We start from the raw sequence: 21,659 nt of genomic DNA, 5'->3' as shown, positions 1-21,659 counted from the left end.
AGGCTCAGCCCCAGGGCTGAACCTTTTGAAATGACTCCGAAAGCCCGGCCACCGCGCCGGGCTTTTTCACGTCTTGGGGCAGGTGTCGGCGCTGTCGTAATCGACGGTCCCATCCGCTTTGAAGACCTCAGGGTTCTTAGTGTAGAGCGGCCCGACCACCAGAGGCTTGCCCGGCATGATCGACTGATCGACATCGGATGTGACGGTCGTCTTCAGGCTCTGCAGCTCTTTGCCGCCGGCATCGGCCAACCGGATGCTGACGGCGTAGGGCCTGTCCTTCTTCACGCAATGGATGGGCGGACTTTGCAGGCTGATCTTCTCCCACGCAGGAAAGATCTTCTCGTTAATCACCAGCGGCGCTCCGCCGGCGGGGTTCTCGAACTCGACGATCGCCACCGCTCCCTCAGGCAGCGGCGCCTTCTTGCTCAGCGTTACCAGATATGTCGCGATCGCGACGCGGTAGTTGAATACGAAAATATGGCCGCTGACCTGCACCAGCGTGTCGCTCTCGCGCTGGCAACCGCTAAGCACCAGCATGGCCGACAGCAGGGCCGCTCCGAGCGCTTTCATGACCCGTTCTCCTCTTTCCGTCGCCGATAGTGCTTGATCGCCTTGGCGCGGTTGCCGCAGACCGCCATGTCGCACCAGGTCCGGCTCCTGTTCTTGCTGCGATCGAGAAACAGCCAACCGCAATTTCCGCAGATCTTCATCCGCTCCGGCTCGGGCGAGGCGATCAGCTTCAGCACCGAATGCGCCGTGGCGCGATCGATGCCGTTGGCTCTGGAGCGGCCGCGCAGCACGACCGCGACTGCTTCTAACAGTTCCGCCAGCAATCCATCGCTGCCGCCGAACAGCACGCGGTCACGGAAATAGCGATCGGTCGCCTCGCGCAAGGCGATGAACGCAGGCCTTCCATCAGGCTGAACCGGCGCGACGTCCCCGAAGATCGCCCGTTCGGCGCAGAAATTCGCAGCCGCCTGCGCAAACCCATGCAGCTGCGCATCGACGTCAAAGCGATCGATACGGCGCGCCTCGTCTTGCCGCAGCACGACGCTGTTGGCGACATCGAATGCGAGTGCGCCACCGGAGAAGCGATGAGGGGTCCACGAGAATGTCATCCGAAAAATATAACTGGTAAAAGCAATTTTGCCAGTTATGATTTCGGCGAAATAGGATATGTCGATGGCCTATCTCTTGCAGCAACTGGCGAATGCGGTGCCGCTGGCAGCCCTTTATGCCGCGCTGGCCTTCGGCTATGCGGTCGCCTTCGGCGTCACCAAGCGTCCAGATATCACCTATGGCGCGTTTTTCGCCTTCTCCGGCCAAATCCTGCTGCTCTTCACCGATTTCGGCTACAACAAGCTATGGCTGGTTTTGCCCGCCGCCCTCGCGCTCGGTGCTGCGGCCTCGTTGGTTTATGCGATGGGGGCGGGGGGCTGGATCGGCCGCTCGGTCATGCTGCCGCTGGTGCGCCAGTCCTCGAACACGGTCATCGTCGCCGCGCTCGGCGTCACCATCGTCCTGATGGAGACCGCGCGTCTGGCGTCCGACACCCGCAGCCTGTGGCTATCGCCGTTTCTGAACGGCCATGTCGTGTTCTGGCAGAATGCCGGCTTCGAGGTGCTGTTGACCGAGATGCAGCTGATCAACACGGCGCTGATGTGCGGGTTCGTGGCGATCGGCGCCGTGATCCTGAAACGAAGTTCCTGGGGCCGCGCTTGGCGCGCCGTCACCGATGATCCGAAGGCCGCCGAACTCTGCGGGGTCAGCGCCACCAGCGTCTTCCTCGCGGCCTACGCCGCCGCCGTCCTGATGGCGACACTGTGCGGCATCCTCTCGACCGCCTATTACGGCACGATGGATTTCGGCGCCGGGCTGATGTTCGGGCTGAAGGTACTGATGGTCGCTGCTGTCGGCGGCTATTCGGACCCGCTGAAATCGGCGGGTGGTGCTGCCGGCCTCGGTCTGGTCGAGACACTGTGGACCGCTTACGGCCCGTTCCTCTGGCGCGACTTCGTGGTCTTTTCGCTGCTTGTGCTTCTGCTCGTGCTCAGCCGGCGTGAACGGGTAATCCCGTGATCACTTCCATTTGTCGCGCGCGGCATCGTCGTGGCCCTTGGCCTCGACCCATTCCCGCGCAACGCCGTCCTTGCCATGCTCCTTCTTCCAGAAGGGCGCGGACGTCTTGAGGAAGTCCATCACGAAGTTCGCGCCATCGAAGGCCGCCTGGCGGTGCGGCGCGGCCGCAATGACGAGCACGATGTTCTCACCCGCCGCGATCTTTCCGTAGCGGTGAATGGCGGTCAGGCCGTTGAGCTTGAAGCGCTCGATCGCCATCTCCGCGATCCGCATCATCTCCGCCTCGGCCATGCCAGGATAGTGCTCGAGCTCAAGTGCATCAAGCGTCCCGCCTTCGTCGCGGCACAGGCCGGAGAAGGTGACCACGGCGCCGATACCCGGCTTTCCCTTGCTCAACAGCTCGACTTCGGCCTGCAGGTCGAAATCCTCGCGCTGGACTCGGATGGTGGGGGTAGGGCTCATAAGAAGGTGCCTCGCTTCGCGGAAAGGGCGTGCCGCGTCGGCCGCCCTCTGCCCTGCCGGGCATCTCCCCCACAGGTGGGGAGATCACAAGCTGCTTGCTCCTCCCGCCGCTTTGCCCGTGCGTTTTGCAGAACTGTTCTTTGTGTGCTCGATCGGGCGAGCCCAGCCGATCTCCCCACTTGTGGGGGAGATGCCCGGCAGGGCAGAGGGGGGCTGACTGGCACAGCAGTCATGAATTTACCCGCCCGTCATCGGCGGAAAAATACCGATCTCGCGGGCATCGCCGATCGGCTCGTCGTGCTCGACATGTTCCTGATCGAGCGCGACGCGGATCACGTCGGGAAACTGCAATGCGGTCTCGTATTCTTCGCCGAGCGTCTTCAGGTGATCGAGAAGATCGGTGACGGTGACGACGGAGGCGGGGAGGGCGATTTCTTCCTCGGCCTTGCCGATCCGCTCGCGCACCCAGGCGAAATAGATGAGCTTGGTCATTCGTCGTTTTCCACGATGTGCTTGATGCCGGCGCGGAAGTAATCGTAGCCGGTATAGATCGTCAGGATGGCGGCGAGCCAGAGCAGCCCGATGCCGGTCATCGTGGTGTAGGGGAAGATTTCGTCGCCGGCCGGACCCGCGAGCAGGAAGGCGATCGCCACCAGCTGCACCGTGGTCTTCCACTTGGCGATGCGCGTCACGGGAACGCTGACCTTCAGCGCCGCGAGATATTCGCGCAGGCCCGAGACCAGGATTTCGCGGCAAAGGATGGTGATGGCAGCCCAGATCGACCAGCCGGCAATGGTCTGGTCGGCGGCCACGAGCAGCAGGATCGAGGCGACCAGCAGCTTGTCGGCGATCGGGTCGAGCATGCGGCCGATATTCGACGTCTGGTTCCAGATGCGGGCGAGATAGCCGTCAAGAAAATCGGTGATCGACGCGATGACGAAGATCCACAGCGCAACCCAGCGGGCCGTATTGCTGATCGACAGTTTTCCTTCGACGAAGAAGCACAAGACGATGAGCGGAACCGCGAGAATGCGGCCGTAGGTCAGCAGGTTGGGGATATTGTATGCGCGCGATGCCATGAAATCTGTCTCTGGTTTGATACGTCCGTAGATGACGGCTTTGACCGCAAAGCGTCAACATTCTTTCTGTTTTTTCGCTGCCTTTGCGTGGAATTTGCGACCGACGCCACCTATTTCGCGGCGTCGTCGTGAAAATGATTGTAAACCTGCTTGGCGACCGTCTCCGAAATGCCTTCGACGGCCATCAGATCCGACAGTGCCGCCCGCGAAACCGCCTTCGCCGTCCCGAAATGCTGGAGCAGTGCACGTTTGCGTGATGGGCCGATGCCGCCGATCTCGTCGAGCGGGTTCTTGACCATCTCCTTCTTGCGCCGCGCCCGATGCGAGCCGATGGCGAAGCGGTGCGCCTCGTCGCGCATGCGCTGGGTAAAGTAGAGCACCGGATCGCGCGGCGGCAGCGTGAAGCTCTCGCCACCGGGCAGGAAGAAGCGCTCGCGCCCGGCATCGCGGTCGACGCCCTTGGCGACGCCGATGGCGGTGACGCTGTCGGTGATCCCAAGCTCCTCAAGGATCGCCCGCACCGCCGTCATCTGCCCCTGACCGCCGTCGATCAGGATCACGTCCGGCCAGGCGGGGAAGGGCATGTCGGCAGCATCGGTCGGAGCGACCGGCTGGCTCCTGTCCGGAATGCCTTCTTCCTTGAGCAGTCGCGTGAACCGCCGGGTCATCACCTCTCGCATCATGCCGAAGTCATCGCCGGGCGTGATGTCGGTCGATTTGATGTTGAACTTGCGATACTGGCTCTTCACGAAACCCTCAGGCCCCGCGACCACCATGCCGCCGACGGCATTGGTACCCATGATATGCGAGTTGTCGTAGATCTCGACGCGCTGCGGCACGTAGGAAAGCTTGAACGTATCCTTGAAGCCTTCGAGCAGCCGCGATTGCGACGCGGTCTCCGCGAGCTTGCGCCCATGCGCCTCGCGCGCATTGCCCATCACATGGTCGACCAGATCGCGCTTCTCGCCACGCTGCGGCACCAGCACCGAAATCTTGTGGCCTGCCTTCTCCGCGAAGGCGGCAGCGAGCAACTCCATCTCCTCCACCGTCTCCGAAAGCAGGATCTGCTTCGGCACCGGCTTGTCGTCGTAGAACTGCGCCAGGAAGGCGCTGAGCACCTCGGCGCCTGTCAGTTGCGGGTCTGCCTTCGGGAAATAGGCGCGGTTGCCCCAGTTCTGCCCGGTGCGGAAGAAGAACACCTGGATGCAGGAAATCCCGCCCTCGTGATAGATCGCGAAGACGTCGGCTTCCTCGACGCCGGCGGGGTTGATCCCCTGATGGCTAGACACATGCGACAGCGAGGCAAGACGATCGCGATAGACGGCGGCCTGCTCGAAATCGAGATCCTCGGCCGCCTGGTTCATCGCCTCGGCCATATGCGCCTTCACCTTCTGGCTCTTGCCAGAAAGAAAGTCCTTCGCCTCCTGAACAAGTTCGCCATACCCCGCATCGCTGATCTCATGCGTGCAGGGCGCCGAACAGCGCTTGATCTGGTAGAGCAGGCAGGGGCGGGTGCGCGTTTCGAACACGCTGTCGGTACAGGTGCGGATCAGGAAGGCGCGCTGCAGCGAATTGATCGTGCGGCCGACGGCGCCCGCCGAAGCGAAGGGACCGAAATAATCGCCCTTGCGGGCGCGCGCGCCGCGGTGCTTCAGGATAGCGGGGGCGCGGTGGTCGCCTGATATCAGGATGTAGGGAAACGACTTGTCGTCGCGCAGAAGCACGTTAAAGCGCGGCCGCAACCGCTTGATCAGATTCGCTTCGAGCAGAAGCGCTTCGATCTCGGTCCGCGTCGTCACGAACTCCATATGCGCGGTCTGCCGCACCATCTGGGCGATGCGGTTGGAGTGCACGCGGCCGAGCGCGTAATTGCTCACGCGCTTCTTCAGGCTGCGCGCCTTGCCGACATAGAGCACGTCGCCGGCCTCGTTGAACATACGGTAGACGCCGGGGCTGTTCGGCAGCCGCTTGACGAATTCCGCGATCAGGTCGGCGCCGACAAGCCCGGTCTCGTTGCTGCCGCCCTCGTTCCAGTCGATGGCAGAGGCAACCGGCGCGCCAACGGGCGAGGCAGAGCTTTCGCTTTCCACCTCGATATCGTCGTCGGTCTCGTCATTTTCGTCGTAAAGAACGCCGCCATCCGGCAGCTTCCTTGAATTCATTCCGTAATCTCCGCCACATCGGGCGTCTGCCAGGCAAGATGCTGGCCGCCGTCGAGGGCAATCATTTGGCCGGTGATGGAGGGCGTATCATAGAGGAAGCGGATCGTCCGTCCGAATTCGCCGAATCCCGGCCCCGCCTTCATGATAAGGCCGTCGACCTGCTGCTGGAAGTCCTCTTCGCTCTGTCGCGCACTACGAACCGTCGGCCCCGGTCCGAGCGCATTGACGCGGATGCGTGGCGCGAAGCTCTGCGCCATGGTCTGTGTCGCCGTCCAGAGCGCTGCCTTTGAGAGCGTATAGGAATAGAAGCCCGGATTGAGCGCCCACACCCGCTGGTCGATGATGTTGACGATCAGTCCCGCGGCACTCTTTGGCAGCTGTTCGGTAAAGGCGGCAGACAATATGGAGGGCGCGCGCACGTGCAGCGCGAAGTGGTCGTCCCAGGCTGCCGCGTCAAAGTGGTGCGCCGAATCATTGTGGAAGGCCGAGGCGTTGTTGACGAGCAAATCGAGCGGTCCGAGCGCCTCAAACGCCTTTTTTATCAGTCCGTTGGTGGCCTCGACATTCTTCAAATCGGCGTGAAGCGCGACCGCGTTTTTGCCGTTTTGCCGCAATTCCGCCGCAAAATTTTCCGCCTCGGCGATGGAACCATTCGCGTGGATCGCAACCGAGAAGCCGCTCGCTGCAAGATCTTCGACTATCGCACGGCCTATTCTCTTGGCCGACCCTGTCACCAACGCTGTTCGAAGTCTTGTCTCGCTCAAAATCCTGCCTCTTCATCCCGCAAATCTCTGCGGTGCTTATATAGGTGGCGGATCAGATCTTATAAATAGGCGTCTTGATTGCGCACAGAACTTGGATATTGTACGTATTATTTAAGAATATAATTCGATAAAATAAGTATTCATGATTTAACGCTTGGTTAGGGTTAATGAAGTGTTTGTTGCGATAAAGCAACATCGAATTTCAGCCACCGCTAAGCCACAATCAAATCACATTTTGGCTCTTCCAAATCCTCATTTGCGCATCAATTTCCCTCTCGATCCGAAAGGGACATGCGTAATTGCTCGCGAATGCTTCACGTTAACACAGTTGATGAAGGGCGCGGGTTCGATAAGGAGATGAGTATGCGTACGTTTATTGCTAGCCTATTGGTTTCGACCGTTGCCCTTGGTGGCTTTTCCGCTGCTTACGCGGCCGATGCCGTCGATCAGATCCCGGAAGCTCCGGTCGCCCAGAACGATGTTGCCCCGACCGGCAACTGGCAGGGCTTCTACCTCGGTGGCGCCGGCACCTACAACATGGGCGGCTTCGCTCACGACTATAACGCTCGCGCTTTCGGCGGCCAGATCTACAGCGGTTACAACTGGCAGCAGGGCCAGATCGTATACGGTGTCGAAGGTGACATCGGCTACTCCGGCGCTGACGGCGCTGTCGACGGCGGCACTGCCAAGAACGAAGTCAACGGCTCGATCCGCGGCCGTATCGGTTACGACCTGAACCCCTTCCTGCTCTATGGTACGGCTGGTCTGGCCGCCACCAAGAACAAGTTCAGCAACGCCGCTGGTTCTGACAGCGACAGCGCTCTGGGCTACACGGTCGGCGCCGGTGCCGAAGCGATGGTGACCAACAACATCACGGCTCGTATCGAATACCGCTACACCGACTACCAGAAGAACGACTTCAACGTCGGTGGCGCGAACATCTCGCGCGGCTATGACGAGCACAGCGTCAAGGTCGGTATCGGCATGAAGTTCTGATCAGCCGATCAGATAAATGAAAAAAAGCCGGGGCATCGCTCCGGCTTTTTTGTTCCGCTTTGTCTGATAGGGCTCGGGCTTCATCCGCCACATAAAGCGTGACCGCCAACGGATTCGAATGACTCTCGAATTCGTCCTGAAGGGATCGCGCTCAGCCCTGAGGCTTGAGTTCCGCATAGGCAGGGAATTTCTTCTCGAAAGTCCGGAGCCAGCCGATCAGCTCGGAATGCTCGGCTTCCCACTGGCCGTGGAAACGCAGGTCGAGATACCCCAGCGTTGCCGCCAGCGCGAAGTGGCCGCCATGTAGCTTCTTGCCGATCTTCGGCAGGTGGACGCTCAGGTGATTGAGGCCGCTCACGACCTTCTTCCACTGCCTGTCGATCCAGGGCTGGTGGATCTTTTCCTCGTCGCGGAAGCGGCGTTCGTAGACGATGGCGAGCAGGCAGTCGCAGATGCCGTCGCAAAGCGCTTCCAACACTTCGGCTTCCGTCCGCTTGCCGTTCTTCGACGGATAGAGCTGCTTGCCCTTGAGGCGACCGAAATAATGCATGATCGCGACGCTGTCGAAGACCGAAACGCCGTCATCCGTCAGGACCGTCGGGATCTTTCCGAGAGGATTGTTGTCGACGAGGATCGCCGGCCCGGCATTGGTGTCGACGCGGATCTCGGTCGCATCAAGCTCGAGATAGCGCGCGGCCATCCGGACCTTGCTTGAATAGGGGGAGGCGGGCGCGCAAAGGATCTTCATCGTCGGTCTCTTTCAAAATGCCTGGCAACGTATTTGGAATGTGGCCGGACTATTTCGCGCCGGAAAGAGTCGGTCAATCCTCTTTCACGGCCTTGTTTTCACCGCGCAGCCAGAACGCCCGGTGCGAGGCATAGCGGTCCTGCGCCATATGATCTTTTAGCGCCGGCAGCAGCTGGTGCAGCTCGTCCTTCAGCGTAAAGGGCGGGTTGACGATGATCAGCCCGGAGCCGGTCAGCCCGGTCACCATTCCCCGGTCGCTGCGCACGGTAAGCTCGGCGCAAAGTGTCTTCGGAATATCGAGTGCCTGCAGCGCCTCGTGGAATTCCTTGATCGGTGCGCCCTTCTTGATCGGATACCAGAGGCAGTAGGTGCCGCCGGGAAAGCGGCGATAGGCCTTGGCGAGACCATCGACCAGCCGCTCGTACTCGCCGCCTTCCTCGAAGGGCGGATCGACAAGCACGATGCCGCGCTTCTCCTTCGGCGGCAGATGCGCGCCGAGCGACAGCCAGCCGTCGAGCTCGGTGATACGGGCATGATGATCGCCCTCGAACAGGCGATGCAGCCGCTGGTAATCTTCGGGATGCAGCTCCATCGCCGATAGCCGATCCTGCGGCCTGAACAGCATGCGCGAGAGCTTCGGGGAGCCGGGATAGTAGCGCATGCCGCCATCTGGATTGAGTTCGCGGATCGCGGTCAGATAAGGCTCCAGCAATTCGGCCACCTGCAGCGAAAGCTCGGCCTCCATGATCTTGCCGATTCCTTCGCGCCATTCGCCTGTTTTCTGCGCCTCTTCCGAAGAGAGGTCGTAAAGCCCGATGCCGGCATGCGTATCGAGCACGCGGAAGCCCGCATCCTTCTTCTGCATGTAGCGGACGAGACGCGCGAGAACCGCGTGTTTCAGGACATCGGCAAAGTTGCCCGCATGGTAGATGTGGCGGTAGTTCATTTTCGCTGATGCCTACATGAATTCGCGTGGGAGACGTCGTTTCCGGCTTTTGGCCGGTTTCCGGTTGGAATATAGAAACTCCATGAACATTGCGACCCCCATCGAAGCCAAATCCCCGAAGTCCTCCGTCCGGATCGGCCACACTGCCTGTCCGCATGACTGTCCCTCCACCTGCGCGCTGGAAGTGGAGGTCACTGATGATGGCAGGATCGGCCGTGTGCGCGGGGCAAACGACCACAGCTACACCTCTGGCGTCATCTGTGCCAAGGTCGCGCGATACGCCGAACGTCTTTACCATCCCGATCGCCTGATGCACCCGCTGCGCCGCAAGGGCGCCAAGGGGGCAGGAGAGTGGCAGCAGATTTCCTGGGACGCCGCGCTGGATGAGATCGCCGAAGCCTTCGTCAAGGCCGAGGCCAGGGATGGCAGCGAGGCGATCTGGCCCTATTACTATGCCGGCACAATGGGCTGGGTGCAGCGCGACAGCATCGATCGCCTGCGCCACGCCAAGCGCTATTCCGGCTTCTTCTCGTCGATCTGCACCAACCCTGCCTGGACCGGCTTCACCATGGCCACAGGGGTCTTGAGAGGCCCGGATCCGCGCGAAATGGCGCGCACCGATTGCGTCGTCATCTGGGGCACCAACGCGGTCGCCACACAGGTCAACGTCATGACCCACGCGATCAAGGCGCGCAAGGAACGCGGCGCCAAGATCGTCGTCATCGATATCTACGACAGCCCGACGATGAAGCAGGCCGATCTGGCGCTGATCCTCAAGCCGGGCACCGATGCCGCGCTCGCCTGTGCCGCCATGCACATCGCCTTCCGCGACGGCTATGCCGACCGCGCCTATATGGCGAAATACGCCGACGATTCCGCAGGCCTCGAAGCGCATCTGAAAACGAAGACGCCGGAATGGGCCGCCGCCATCACCGGGCTTTCGGTCGAGGAGATCGAAGCCTTCGGCAAGCTCGTCGGCACGACGAAGAAGACTTTCTTCCGCTTAGGCTACGGCTTCACCCGCCAGCGCAACGGCGCGGTCGCCATGCATGCGGCAGCCTCGGTGGCAACCGTTCTCGGCTCCTGGCAATATGAAGGCGGCGGCGCCTTCCACTCAAACAGCGACATCTTCCGCATGAACAACGCGGAACTGACCGGCAAGTCGATGAAGGATGCCGATATCCGCATGATCGACCAGTCGCAGATCGGCCGCGCCTTGACCGGCGATGCCGTGGCTCTGCGCCATCGCGGCCCCGTCACCGCCATGCTGATCCAGAACACCAACCCTGTTAATATCGCGCCCGAGCAGCGGCTGGTGAAGCGCGGCTTCGCCCGCGACGATCTCTTCGTCGCCGTCCACGAGCAGTTCATGACCGATACCGCCGAGATGGCCGATATCGTCATCCCCGCCACCATGTTCGTCGAGCATGACGACATCTACCGCGCCGGCGGCCAGAACCACATTCTGCTCGGCCCGAAGCTGGTCGAGCCGCCGGAAACGGTGCGCACCAATCTCTTCGTCATCGAGGAACTCGCCAAGCGCCTCGGCGTTGCCGATCGTCCCGGCTTCGGCTTCACGGCGCGTGAGATGATCGACCGCGTTCTCCAATCGAGCGAACTGCCCGGCTACGATCATTTCCTCGAGCACAAGTGGTTCGATCGCCAGCCGGAATTCGACGACGCCCATTTCATCAACGGCTTCGCCCATCCCGACGGCCGCTTCCACTTCCGCCCCGACTGGCGCAACCAGCCGGCGCCGAACCGTCCGCCGGAGGCCGTCGGTCTGCTCGGTCCCTATCCGGAGTTGCCTCAGTTCCCGGATCAGGTGGACGTGATCGAAGTGGCCGATGCCGAGCACCCGTTCCGCCTCGCCACATCGCCCGCCCGCAACTTCCTGAATTCCAGCTTCGCCGAGACCAAAACCTCACGGCAGAAGGAGGGGCGGCCGGAGCTGATGATCAATCCCGCCGATGCGAAAGCCCAAGACATCGCCCACGGCGATCTCGTCCAGGTCGGTAACGCAATAGGCGAAATTCGCCTGCACGCCAAGCTGACGACCGAGGTCAGGCCGGGCGTGCTGATTGCTGAGGGCCTGTGGCCGAACAAGGCACATGTGGATGGCGAAGGCATCAACGTTTTGACCGGCGCCGACCCCGTCGCGCCCTATGGCGGTGCTGCCGTCCACGACAACAAGGTTTGGCTTCGCAGGGACGCGGCATGACGAAATTTGAAAAGGCGAAGGCCGAGGTCATCCAGGAAAGGACGCTCTCGGATGGCTGGACGCGGCTCAGCACCTACGAGGTCGATTACACCAATTCCGACGGCGAAACGCACCGCATCCACCGCGAGATTTACCATCGCACCCCCGCCGCCACGATCCTGCTGCACGACCCCAAGCGCGACACCGTCGTCCTCGTCCGCCAGTTCCGTCTGCCCGTCTATCTCCACGGCGAGCCGGCCTGGATGCTGGAAACGCCGGCCGGTCTGCTCGATGGCGATGAGCCGGAAGCCGCCATCCGACGCGAAGCCATCGAGGAAACCGGCTTCCGCGTCCGCGATGTCCGCTTCCTCTTCAAGGCCTACAGTTCGCCGGGCTCCAACGCCGAACTCGTCCACTTCTTCGCGGCCTCGATCGACACGGACGACCGCGTCTCCGAAGGCGGCGGACTGGCTGAGGAGCACGAGGACATCGAGGTCGTCGAAATCCCGCTCGATGACGCAGTGAAGATGATCGCCAGCGGTCATATCATCGACTTCAAGACGATCATTCTGCTGCAATGGGCGGCGTTGAACAGGGTTGCCTTGAATAAGCCCTGAGACGTTCATTCGCATGTCATGAATCGGGGCTATCGGCTCCGGCTTGTCATAATTGCCTGATATGAGGAGAAAGCCGATGTGGCTCAGCAATTTCACGATCGTTCTGCCGGATGAGGTCGTGAACAACGGCTCGGTTCGCATCGAGGATGGCGTTATCGCCGAGATCCGCCCGGAGATGGTCGCCAATGCCGCAATCGACGGCGAAGGTCGCCTGCTGATGCCGGGGTTCGTCGACCTCCACGGCGACATGATCGAGCGCGAGATCGCGCCGCGCCCCAACGCCATGATGCCGATCGGCTTCTCCATCCACGAGCTCGACAAGAAGCTCGCCGCCCATGGCGTGACGACCGCCTATGCCGCTGTCTCTTTCGCCACCGAAAGCGTCTACGGCCACGTCCGCTCGCTGGAAACCACCTGCGCCGTCATCGAGGGCGTGAGCCGCTTCAAGGATGACCTCCTGATCGATCACCGCGTACACGCGCGCTACGAGATCACGAACGTTGGCGCGGCGCCGGCGCTCGAAAAGCTGCTCGATGCCGGCCATGTCGATATGGTCTCGCTGACCGATCACACACCGGGGCAAGGCCAGTATAACGACATCCAGAGCTATATCCTCAGCATGGCCGAGCGCCGTGCCATCTCCGAGGAAATGGCCGCCGAGATGGTCGCCAAGCGCATCGCCATGCGTGACAATCCCGAGATCGAGACCAGGCTTCGCCACATCGTCGACCTATCTCTGCGCCACAAGCTGTCGCTCGCCTCGCATGACGACGACAGCGCCGAGAAGGTGGCTGAGATGCATGCGATGGGCGTCACGATCAGCGAGTTCCCGGTAACGCTGCCGGCAGCCGAAGAAGCACGCCGCCGTGGCCTCTGGACGCTGATGGGCGCGCCGAATGCGCTGCGCGGCCAGTCGATGTCGGGCAATCTGAGCGCTCTCGATGCCGCCCGCGCCGGCGTCCTTTCCGTCATCGCAGCCGACTATCACCCGGCTGCCTTCGTCCCCGGCATCTTCAAGATCGCCGAGGCCACCAACCTGCCGACCGCCGTCGCCATGGCAACGAAAAACGCCGCCCGCTCCGCCGGTCTCACTGACCGCGGCGAAATCGCCATAGGCCAGCGCGCCGATCTGGTGGTCGTCGAAGCCGGCGACATCCACCGCATCCGCGCCACCTTCCGCGGCGGCCGCTTCGTCTACAGCGACGGCACGCTGCATCAGCCACGGGCGATCGCGGCTTAAGGGTTGATCCTGTCAAGCGAGCAGCGGCACGTTTTCGCGTGCTGCTGCCTCTATCAGTTGCTTGTCCAGGGTGGCGAGCGGCAGTTTCGTCTGGATTGCCAAGGCTAAATAAGCGGCATCGTAAGCGGTCAACCGGTGCCGTTCCGCCAAGCCAAGAATTGTGTCGTCGCTCGGCGAGCGCTGCGTGAAGATGCTCAGTCCACGCAAGAGTTTCACACCTTCACGCGCCTTGTCGAAGTCGATCCGATTGCGCCTTCTCGCCATCATCAACACATTGCGCACTTGGTGCCACAATAAGTCGGGAGCAATCGCGTCCGAGGTTTGAAGATGGGCGAATGCGGCAGCCGCGATCGGCGAGCTTTCGTCTGGCAAAACCCAGCAGCACACGACAGATGAATCGACGACGAATTTGGCCGTCATCGCCGGCCCGTCGCCTTCCACTCGGCAATTTCTTCCGCTGTAATGCTTGGCATGGTTTTCCGGAAGGCACGGACGGCCTCGATTGCCTGCCTGCGCTTTTCGTGATCCGCCGCGACAGGGGCCATCCTCGCCACCGGCAAACCATCGCGCAGGATAACGACCTCCTCGCCGGCTTCTACCTTGGCAAGGAGTTCGGGAAGGCTTGCTTCATCGATGTTGACGGTAACAGTCATGGCGTCGCTCCGTGGGCCACGCACATGATGATCCGCATCATCCCGCCGGTCAATCTCCGGTCAGGCGGAGATAACAGCACCGGTTGCGGTGGTATCGGACGCATCGGCCGTTCTAACAGCCTTGCCACCTTCCATCCGCACCTTGCTCTCGGCAAACAGCTTCAGCGCCTGCGGATAGATCTGATGCTCGACCGTCAACACACGCCCCGCCAGCGTATCGGCGGTGTCGTCCGAGAAGATCGGCACGGCCGCCTGGCCGATGACCGGGCCTTCATCCATGCCCTCGGTGACGAAATGTACGGTGCAGCCGGCGATCCGCATGCCGGCGTCGATGGCGCGCTGGTGCGTGTGCAGGCCGGGGAATAACGGCAGCAGTGAAGGGTGGATGTTGATCATCTTCCCCTCGTAGCGCTGGATGAACGTGCCGCTCAGCAGGCGCATATAGCCCGCGAGGCACAGAATGTCGGGAGCCAGTGCGTCCAGCGCCGCGAAGATCGCTTCTTCGTGCGCTTCCTTGCTGGCGTAGTCCTTGCGCGAAAAGGCGAAGGTCGCGATGCCCTCGGCTGACGCCTTGGCAAGCCCGCCAGCGTCCGGCTTGTCGGAGATCACGCCGACGATCTCGGCCGGGAAATCCGGATTTTTCGCGGCGGCGACCAGCGCCATCATGTTGGAGCCGCCGCCGGAGATGAAGACGACGGCGCGTTTGCGCGGAGACGTCATATGGCGAGCGTACCCTTGTAGAGCGTGCCGTGCGCACCCTCGGCGCGCGCGATCATTTGGCCGAGCCGCACGACGTTTTCGCCCTGCGCTTCCAGCGCCGAGATGACGGTGTCGGCATTCTCGGCGGAGACGACGGCGATCATGCCGATACCGCAGTTGAAGGTGCGCAGCATTTCGTTTGCTTCGACGCCGCCGGTCTTCGACAGCCAGGAGAACACGGCCGGAACCTTGACGGCGGCAAGATCGATCTCGGCGGCGAGGTGCTTGGGCAGAACGCGCGGAATGTTTTCAGGGAAGCCGCCGCCGGTAATGTGCGCCAGCGCCTTGATCGCTCCGGTCTCGCGTATGACGCTGAGCAACTGCTTCACATAGATGCGGGTCGGGGTCAGCAGCGCCTCGCCAAGCGTCTTGCCGTCAGCAAACGGTGCCGGCGCATCCCAGGCGAGGCCGGAAATGCCGACGATCTTGCGCACCAGCGAGAAGCCGTTGGAGTGGACGCCCGAGGAAGCGAGGCCGAGGATCACGTCGCCTTCGCCGATATCGCCCGACGGCAGTAGCTTGCCGCGTTCGGCAGCACCAACGGCAAAGCCGGCCAGATCGTAATCGCCGGAGGAGTACATGCCCGGCATCTCCGCGGTCTCGCCGCCGATCAGCGCACAGCCGGCGTCGCGGCAGCCGGCGGCAATGCCTTCGACGATCGCCGCACCCTGATCAGGGTCGAGCTTGCCGGTCGCGAAGTAGTCGAGAAAGAACAACGGCTCGGCGCCCTGTACCACGAGATCGTTGACGCACATGGCGACGAGGTCGATGCCGACGGTGTCGTGATAATCCGCGTCGATCGCGATCTTCAGCTTGGTGCCGACGCCGTCATTGGCCGCGACCAGAACCGGATCGGTGAAGCCTGCGGCCTTCAGGTCGAACAGGCCGCCGAAGCCGCCGATTTCGCCATCCGCGCCGGGGCGGCGGGTCGAGCGTACGGCGGGCTTGATCTTTTCGACGAGAAGGTTGCCAGCGTCGATATCCACGCCTGCATCGCTATAGGTGAGACCGTTTTTTCCGGACTGGCTCATACTGCTCTCCGATGGCTGTCGTCGGGCGGGAAATATCCCCGCGTCACATGCGGGTCGCAATTGCATGACAGGGGCCTTTATGCAAGGCGTTGCGTGGCAAAAGCCCCAATTTCCCGCTCTTTTGAACGGAGCTTCTGGGAAATTGGACGCTGGGGTTGACCATTCTCGCGGGTGCATCCTATGTGGCTCGCAGGCCGTATCGCTGCGATGCGGCAAGTACCGACGTTCGATCAGCGGAGAACATGATGGCACACCAGGTTAGCGGCGCCGGTCTGAAGCGCCAGGTTATCTTCTGGCTGTTCGTGCTCGCCGCCTTCATCGCCTTCCTTTTGGTGTTCAGCTCCATCCTGCTGCCGTTTCTGGCCGGCATGGCGATTGCCTATTTCCTCGATCCGGTCGCCGACCGGCTGGAGAGGTTCGGCCTCAGCCGTCTGATGGCGACCATCGTCATCCTGATCGCCTTCGTCATCCTGATCGTCCTGGCGCTGATGATCCTGATCCCGATCCTTGCCAGCCAGTTCGCCGATTTCGCCGGCCGCCTGCCGGGTTATATCGATCAGCTGCAGACCTTCATCGCCAAGCAGCAGAACTCGATGCTACCGGATTGGATCAAGAACCAGCTCGGTACAATCAAGAACAATTTCTCGGAAATCCTGTCGCAGGGCTTTGGCCTGCTCACCGGCTTGTTCAGCCAGGTCTGGAGCTCCGGCCTTGCCGTCGTCAACGTCATTTCGCTGATGGTCGTGACACCAGTGGTCGCCTTCTACATGCTCCTCGATTGGGACCGCATGGTCGCCAATATCGACAAGTATATCCCCCGTGATTATGTCGCCAACGTTCACCAGATCATGAGCGAGATCGATGGCGCGATCGCCGGCTTCATTCGCGGGCAGGGGTCTCTCTGCCTGATCCTCGGCATCTGGTATGCGGTCGGCCTGTCGCTGGTAGGGCTGAACTTCGGCCTGCTTATCGGCCTCTTCGCCGGCATGATCAGCTTCATTCCCTATGTCGGCTCCACGGTAGGTCTGATTGCCGCAGTCGGCGTGGCGCTCGTGCAGTTCTGGCCTGACTATATCTGGGTCGGCGCGGTTCTCGCGGTCTTCTTCAGCGGCCAGTTCATGGAAGGCAACATCCTGCAGCCGAAGCTGGTTGGCCACAGCGTTGGCCTGCATCCGGTCTGGCTGATGTTTGCGCTGTTCGCCTTCGGCGCGCTGTTCGGCTTCGTGGGGCTTCTGGTCGCCGTGCCGGCCGCTGCCGCCGTCGGCGTCCTTGTTCGCTTTGCGCTTTCACGGTATCTTGAGAGCGACCTGTATGCGGGCGAGGCGAAGGCCACCCCGGTACGGAAGACAAAAGCTGGCCCGAAATGACTGACGTGAAAAACGCTGACTCAAGGCGCAAGCCCGTGGAGCAGCTCCCCTTGGCCTTTTCTCATGATGCCGCGACCGGTCGTGATGATCTCCTGATCTCCGAGCGGCTGGCGGCGGCTGTCGAGATCGTCGATGCCTGGCCGAACTGGCCATCGCCAGTCGTCATCCTCGCCGGCCCGGTCGGATCGGGCAAGTCGCACCTCGCCAATATCTGGAAGGATCACAGCGGCGCCACGCTCATCCATCCGAAAGCGGGCGCCAACGCCGCCGTCGATGCGGCTAACGGCCCGGTGCTCTTCGAGGATGTCGATCGCCTCGGCTTCGACGACACCGAACTGTTTCACGTCATCAACAGCGTGCGCGAAAACGGCCACAGCCTGCTGATGACCAGCCGCCTCTGGCCGATGTCCTGGCCTGTCGAGCTCGCCGATCTGCGCTCTCGCCTCAAGGCCGCGACCGTCGTCGAGATCGGCGAGCCGGACGAGGAACTGCTGTCGCAGGTTATCGTCAAGCTGTTTGCCGATCGCCAGCTTTATATAGATGACAAACTGGTGCTCTATATTGTCGTCAGGATGGAGCGATCGCTGAACGCCGCGCAGACGATCGTCGAGCGGCTGGACCGTCTGGCTCTGTCGAGAGGCACCAAGATCACGCGCGCGCTCGCCGCTGAAGTGTTGAATGAATTGGGCAATTCCGATCCGGCTGATTGACTGTCACAGTTCCGTCGTGAAACTGATATATTCGGCTTGGCGCAATGATGAGGGGACGATCGAACGATGGACAGTGCAGTCGCGGGAAACCAGGAAACGGCTCCCGAAACCAAGGCGAACGTTCCTCCGCTTGAAGAACTGCTCTCCAGCCCCGAGCGCTTCATCAACCGCGAATTTTCCTGGCTGCAGTTCAATCGCCGCGTTCTCGAGGAGACGCTGAACACCGAGCATCCGCTGCTCGAGCGCGTTCGGTTCCTGTCGATCTCGGCTGCCAACCTCGATGAATTCTTCATGGTCCGCGTTGCAGGTCTTGAAGCGCAAGTGCGCCAGAACATCGTTGTGCGCACGCCTGACGGTAAAACGCCGGCCGAACAGCTCGAATCCATCCTGCAGGAAATCGACAATCTGCAGATGGAGCAACAGGCCTCGCTGGCCGTGCTGCAGCAATATCTCGCCAAGGAAGACATCCTGATTGTGCGCCCCGGCGCGCTCAGCGAAACCGATCGCAACTGGCTCGCGACCGAATTCGAGCAGGCGATCTTCCCGGTTCTGACGCCGCTCTCGATCGACCCGGCGCACCCGTTCCCCTTCATCCCCAATCTCGGATTCTCGATCGGCCTGCAACTGGTCAGCAAGAATGGTCGCGAGCCGATGACGGCGCTGCTGCGCCTGCCGCCGGCGCTCGATCGTTTCGTGCGCCTGCCAGATGACGGCAACACGATCCGCTACATCACGCTCGAGGACGTCGCCAATATCTTCATCTACCGGCTCTACCCGGGCTATGAGGTGCAGGGTTCCGGTACGTTCCGCATCATCCGCGACAGCGATATCGAAGTCGAGGAAGAAGCCGAAGATCTCGTCCGCTTCTTCGAAACCGCGCTGAAGCGCCGCCGCCGCGGTTCGGTGATCCGTCTTGAAACCGATTCCGAAATGCCGGCTTCGCTGCGCCAGTTCGTGGTGCAGGCAACCAACGTGCCCGATAACCGCGTTGCCGTTCTGCCGGGGCTGCTGGCACTGAACACGTTGTCCGAGATCACCAAGGCGCCGCGCGACGACCTGCGCTTCCCCTCCTACAACGCGCGATTTCCCGAACGCGTCCGCGAGCACGCCGGCGATTGCTTCGCCGCCATTCGCGAAAAGGACATGGTGGTTCACCACCCCTACGAGTCCTTTGACGTGGTGGTCCAGTTTCTGCTCCAGGCTGCGCGCGATCCTGACGTCCTGGCGATAAAGCAGACGCTCTACCGCACCTCCAACGACAGCCCGATCGTGCGCGCGCTGATCGACGCCGCCGAATCCGGCAAGTCGGTTACGGCGCTGGTCGAGCTGAAGGCGCGTTTCGACGAAGAGGCCAACATCCGCTGGGCGCGCGACCTTGAACGCGCCGGCGTGCAAGTCGTCTTCGGCTTCATCGAATTGAAGACCCACTCGAAGATGTCGCTGGTCGTTCGCCGCGAAGAGGGCAAGCTGCGCAGCTACTGCCACCTCGGCACCGGCAACTATCACCCGATCACCGCGAAGATCTATACCGACCTGTCGTTCTTCACCTGCAATCCGGTGATTGCCCACGACATGGCCAATATCTTCAACTTCATCACCGGCTATGGCGAGCCAGAAGAGAGCATGAAGCTCGCCGTATCGCCCTATACGCTGCGCTCACGCATCCTTCGTCACATCAACGAAGAGATCAAGCACGCCAAGAACGGCGCGCCGGCGGCCATCTGGATGAAGATGAACTCGCTCGTCGATCCCGAAATCATCGATGCGCTCTATACGGCGAGCCACGCCGGCGTGGAGATCGATCTCGTCATCCGCGGCATCTGCTGCCTGCGCCCGCAGGTTCCCGGCCTGTCGGAAAACATCCGCGTCAAGTCGATCGTCGGCCGCTTCCTCGAGCACAGCCGCATCTTCTGCTTCGGTAACGGCCACGGCCTGCCGTCCGACAAGGCGCTGGTCTATATCGGCTCGGCCGACATGATGCCGAGAAATCTCGATCGTCGCGTCGAAACGCTGGTTCCGCTCATCAATCCGACCGTGCACGAGCAGGTTTTGTCACAGATCATGCTGGGCAACCTCATTGACAATCAACAAAGCTACGAGATATTGGCCGACGGAACGTCAAGGCGCATGGAGGTGCGCAAGGGCGAGGAGCCGTTCAACGCGCAACAGTATTTCATGACCAATCCCAGCCTTTCGGGCCGTGGTGAAGCGTTGAAATCCAGTGCGCCAAAGCTGATCGCCGGCCTTCTTTCCGGCCGCACGAAACGATAAAACTGGACCTGCATGGTTGAATCAGAAGCCCAGGGGCGCCTTCCAGGGATTGCCCCGGTCTCCGTTGTCGATATCGGGTCGAACTCGATCCGTGTGGTCATCTATGAAGGCTTGTCGAGATCGCCCACGATCCTTTTCAACGAAAAGGTTCTCTGCGGTCTCGGTAAGGGCATAGCGCTCACAGGCAAGATGGACGAGGCCAGCGTCGAACGTGCGCTTTCCGCTCTGCATCGCTTCAAGGCGCTGTCCGATCAGGCGCGTGCGGCCACCATGTACGTGCTGGCGACGGCTGCTGCCCGTGAGGCCTCGAATGGCCCGGATTTCATCCATCGCGCCGAAACCATCCTGCAGCGCAAGGTGCGCGTTCTCTCTGGTGAAGAAGAAGCCAAGTTCTCCGCGCTCGGTATCGTCAGCGGCTTCTACACGCCGGATGGTATCGCCGGTGATCTGGGCGGTGGCTCTCTGGAGCTGATCGACATCAAGGGCAAGGAACTCGGCCAGGGCGTAACGCTGCCGCTCGGCGGCCTGCGCCTGTCGGAATATGCCGGCGGCTCCATGGAGAAGGCCCGCACCTTCGCCCGCAAGCACGTGAAGACCATCTCCAAGCTTCTGGCCCAGGGCGAGGGGCGCACGTTCTACGCCGTCGGCGGCACTTGGCGAAACATCGCCAAGCTGCACATGGAGATGACCAACTACCCGCTGCACATGATGCAGGGCTACGAGATCTCGCTAGAGCAGATGATGCTGTTTCTCGATCAGGTCGATGCAGCGAGGGACTCCAAGGATCCCGCCTGGATGGCGGTTTCGAAGTATCGCCGCGCATTGCTGCCCTTCGGCGCCATTGCGATGAAGGAAGTGCTGAGCGTCATGAAGCCCTCGGTGATCTCCTTCTCCGGCCAGGGCGTGCGCGAGGGCTATCTCTACTCGCTTCTCTCCGAAAGCGAACGCCGCGCCGACCCGCTGCTGGAAGCGGCCCGCGAACTGGCGATCCTGCGTGCCCGCTCGCCGGAGCATGCCCGCGAGCTCTCGGAATGGACCGGCCGTATGATGCCGTTCTTCGACATTTTGGAGACGCCGGAAGAAGCCCGTTATCGCCAGGCTGCCTGCCTGCTTGCCGATATCAGCTGGCGCGCTCATCCCGATTATCGCGGCCTGCAGGCGCTTAATATCATCGCCCACACGTCCTTCGTCGGCATCAGCCATCCCGGCCGCGCTTTCATCGCGCTTGCCAATTACTACCGCTTCGAAGGCCTGCACGACGACGGCGCGACCAGCCCGCTGGCAACGATCGCGACGCCGCAATATGTCGAGCGCGCCAAGCTGCTCGGCGGCATGCTGCGTGTCGTCTACCTGTTCTCGGCCTCGATGCCCGGCATCGTCCGCAATCTGACCTTCCGCAAGTCCAACGATCCCGATCTCGACCTCGAATTCGTCGTGCCCTCGGAGTATCGCGATTTCGCCGGCGAGCGTCTCGACGGCCGCCTGCAGCAGCTTGCGAAGCTCACCAACAAGCGCCTGGCCTTCCGCTTCGAGTAGCGGCATCAACGCCCAGCTCCGTAATAAGCAAAACAGCCC

22 protein-coding genes are annotated in these 21,659 nt (G+C 61.7%); 9 read left to right on the top strand and 13 right to left on the bottom strand.

Annotated elements, in window-relative coordinates; all coding sequences use genetic code 11:
• Positions 1-66: 66 nt before the first annotated feature.
• Entirely contained in the window at positions 67-570 is a 504-nt protein-coding gene (locus D460_RS0111685; RefSeq protein ID WP_018898729.1) for a hypothetical protein, read from the bottom strand.
• Positions 567-1,118, bottom strand: coding sequence for a CGNR zinc finger domain-containing protein (locus tag D460_RS0111680; protein WP_018898728.1), 552 nt, complete (start codon positions 1,116-1,118; stop codon positions 567-569). Before D460_RS0111680 ends, D460_RS0111685 begins: the two co-directional genes overlap by 4 nt.
• A 64-nt stretch (positions 1,119-1,182) precedes the next feature.
• On the opposite strand from D460_RS0111680, the gene D460_RS0111675 reads away from it, so the two are divergent.
• Positions 1,183-2,079 carry a branched-chain amino acid ABC transporter permease gene (locus D460_RS0111675; RefSeq protein ID WP_018898727.1) on the top strand — a complete coding sequence of 299 codons (897 nt, stop codon included), beginning with the start codon at positions 1,183-1,185 and terminating at the stop codon, positions 2,077-2,079.
• Here the strand turns inward: D460_RS0111675 and D460_RS0111670 are convergent, their stop codons facing one another.
• The 5 genes from D460_RS0111670 to D460_RS0111650 form a co-directional block, all read right to left on the bottom strand.
• Entirely contained in the window at positions 2,080-2,541 is a 462-nt protein-coding gene (locus D460_RS0111670) for a molybdenum cofactor biosynthesis protein MoaE (RefSeq protein WP_018898726.1), read from the bottom strand.
• Between the two features lie 237 nt (positions 2,542-2,778).
• Positions 2,779-3,033 (bottom strand): molybdopterin converting factor subunit 1, encoded by a 255-nt coding sequence (gene moaD, locus D460_RS0111665; RefSeq protein ID WP_018898725.1) that lies wholly within the window; start codon positions 3,031-3,033, stop codon positions 2,779-2,781.
• On the bottom strand, positions 3,030-3,620 hold the full coding sequence (gene pgsA / locus D460_RS0111660; protein WP_018898724.1) for a CDP-diacylglycerol--glycerol-3-phosphate 3-phosphatidyltransferase: 591 nt from the start codon (positions 3,618-3,620) through the stop codon (positions 3,030-3,032). The genes moaD and pgsA overlap by 4 nt, the downstream gene beginning before the upstream one ends.
• Positions 3,621-3,730: 110 nt before the next feature.
• A complete protein-coding gene (uvrC, locus tag D460_RS0111655; RefSeq protein WP_018898723.1) occupies positions 3,731-5,782 on the bottom strand; it encodes an excinuclease ABC subunit UvrC in 2,052 nt (683 codons plus the stop codon).
• The gene (locus tag D460_RS0111650) at positions 5,779-6,546 is read right to left on the bottom strand and encodes an SDR family oxidoreductase (protein ID WP_026283046.1); all 768 of its coding nucleotides are present in this window, start codon (positions 6,544-6,546) and stop codon (positions 5,779-5,781) included. The genes uvrC and D460_RS0111650 overlap by 4 nt, the downstream gene beginning before the upstream one ends.
• A gap of 363 nt (positions 6,547-6,909) precedes the next feature.
• On the opposite strand from D460_RS0111650, the gene D460_RS0111645 reads away from it, so the two are divergent.
• Positions 6,910-7,542 (top strand): outer membrane protein, encoded by a 633-nt coding sequence (locus tag D460_RS0111645; RefSeq protein ID WP_026283045.1) that lies wholly within the window; start codon positions 6,910-6,912, stop codon positions 7,540-7,542.
• Positions 7,543-7,693: 151 nt separating this feature from the next.
• On the opposite strand, the gene D460_RS32915 is transcribed toward D460_RS0111645, so the two are convergent.
• Entirely contained in the window at positions 7,694-8,290 is a 597-nt protein-coding gene (locus D460_RS32915) for a glutathione S-transferase family protein (RefSeq protein ID WP_018898719.1), read from the bottom strand.
• Positions 8,291-8,363: 73 nt separating this feature from the next.
• Positions 8,364-9,236 carry a 23S rRNA (adenine(2030)-N(6))-methyltransferase RlmJ gene (locus tag D460_RS0111625; protein WP_018898718.1) on the bottom strand — a complete coding sequence of 291 codons (873 nt, stop codon included), beginning with the start codon at positions 9,234-9,236 and terminating at the stop codon, positions 8,364-8,366.
• Positions 9,237-9,318: 82 nt separating this feature from the next.
• Here D460_RS0111625 and D460_RS0111620 point away from each other — a divergent pair, with 82 nt between their 5' ends.
• The 3 genes from D460_RS0111620 to D460_RS0111610 all read left to right on the top strand — a co-directional run bounded on the left by D460_RS0111620 (position 9,319) and on the right by D460_RS0111610 (position 13,293).
• On the top strand, positions 9,319-11,457 hold the full coding sequence (locus tag D460_RS0111620; protein WP_018898717.1) for a molybdopterin oxidoreductase family protein: 2,139 nt from the start codon (positions 9,319-9,321) through the stop codon (positions 11,455-11,457).
• The gene (locus D460_RS0111615) at positions 11,454-12,053 is read left to right on the top strand and encodes an NUDIX domain-containing protein (RefSeq protein ID WP_018898716.1); all 600 of its coding nucleotides are present in this window, start codon (positions 11,454-11,456) and stop codon (positions 12,051-12,053) included. Before D460_RS0111620 ends, D460_RS0111615 begins: the two co-directional genes overlap by 4 nt.
• A gap of 76 nt (positions 12,054-12,129) precedes the next feature.
• Entirely contained in the window at positions 12,130-13,293 is a 1,164-nt protein-coding gene (locus D460_RS0111610) for an alpha-D-ribose 1-methylphosphonate 5-triphosphate diphosphatase (protein ID WP_018898715.1), read from the top strand.
• Between the two features lie 12 nt (positions 13,294-13,305).
• On the opposite strand, the gene D460_RS0111605 is transcribed toward D460_RS0111610, so the two are convergent.
• The 4 genes from D460_RS0111605 to purM are packed head-to-tail and all read right to left on the bottom strand — an operon-like array spanning position 13,306 to position 15,736.
• Positions 13,306-13,713: a type II toxin-antitoxin system VapC family toxin gene (locus D460_RS0111605; RefSeq protein WP_018898714.1), complete on the bottom strand. Its 408-nt coding sequence runs from the start codon at positions 13,711-13,713 to the stop codon at positions 13,306-13,308.
• Complete coding sequence (locus D460_RS0111600; RefSeq protein WP_018898713.1) at positions 13,710-13,946, bottom strand: hypothetical protein; 237 nt, start codon at positions 13,944-13,946, stop codon at positions 13,710-13,712. The genes D460_RS0111605 and D460_RS0111600 overlap by 4 nt, the downstream gene beginning before the upstream one ends.
• Before the next feature lie 60 nt (positions 13,947-14,006).
• Complete coding sequence (gene purN / locus D460_RS0111595; protein ID WP_018898712.1) at positions 14,007-14,666, bottom strand: phosphoribosylglycinamide formyltransferase; 660 nt, start codon at positions 14,664-14,666, stop codon at positions 14,007-14,009.
• Positions 14,663-15,736 carry a phosphoribosylformylglycinamidine cyclo-ligase gene (gene purM, locus D460_RS0111590; RefSeq protein WP_018898711.1) on the bottom strand — a complete coding sequence of 358 codons (1,074 nt, stop codon included), beginning with the start codon at positions 15,734-15,736 and terminating at the stop codon, positions 14,663-14,665. Before purM ends, purN begins: the two co-directional genes overlap by 4 nt.
• Before the next feature lie 245 nt (positions 15,737-15,981).
• Here purM and D460_RS0111585 point away from each other — a divergent pair, with 245 nt between their 5' ends.
• The 4 genes from D460_RS0111585 to ppx all read left to right on the top strand — a co-directional run bounded on the left by D460_RS0111585 (position 15,982) and on the right by ppx (position 21,620).
• A complete protein-coding gene (locus D460_RS0111585) occupies positions 15,982-17,103 on the top strand; it encodes an AI-2E family transporter (protein ID WP_018898710.1) in 1,122 nt (373 codons plus the stop codon).
• The gene (hdaA, locus tag D460_RS0111580) at positions 17,100-17,813 is read left to right on the top strand and encodes a DnaA regulatory inactivator HdaA (RefSeq protein ID WP_026283042.1); all 714 of its coding nucleotides are present in this window, start codon (positions 17,100-17,102) and stop codon (positions 17,811-17,813) included. Before D460_RS0111585 ends, hdaA begins: the two co-directional genes overlap by 4 nt.
• Before the next feature lie 66 nt (positions 17,814-17,879).
• The gene (locus D460_RS0111575) at positions 17,880-20,084 is read left to right on the top strand and encodes an RNA degradosome polyphosphate kinase (RefSeq protein ID WP_018898708.1); all 2,205 of its coding nucleotides are present in this window, start codon (positions 17,880-17,882) and stop codon (positions 20,082-20,084) included.
• A 12-nt stretch (positions 20,085-20,096) separates the two neighbouring features.
• Entirely contained in the window at positions 20,097-21,620 is a 1,524-nt protein-coding gene (gene ppx, locus D460_RS0111570; RefSeq protein ID WP_018898707.1) for an exopolyphosphatase, read from the top strand.
• Positions 21,621-21,659: the final 39 nt, after the last annotated feature.

Source organism: Rhizobium sp. 2MFCol3.1 (assembly GCF_000377565.1).
Classification (GTDB): Bacteria; Pseudomonadota; Alphaproteobacteria; order Rhizobiales; family Rhizobiaceae; genus Rhizobium.
The sequence above is the reverse complement of the archived record's forward strand: the minus strand, read 5'-3'. Positions and strand labels throughout refer to the sequence as shown.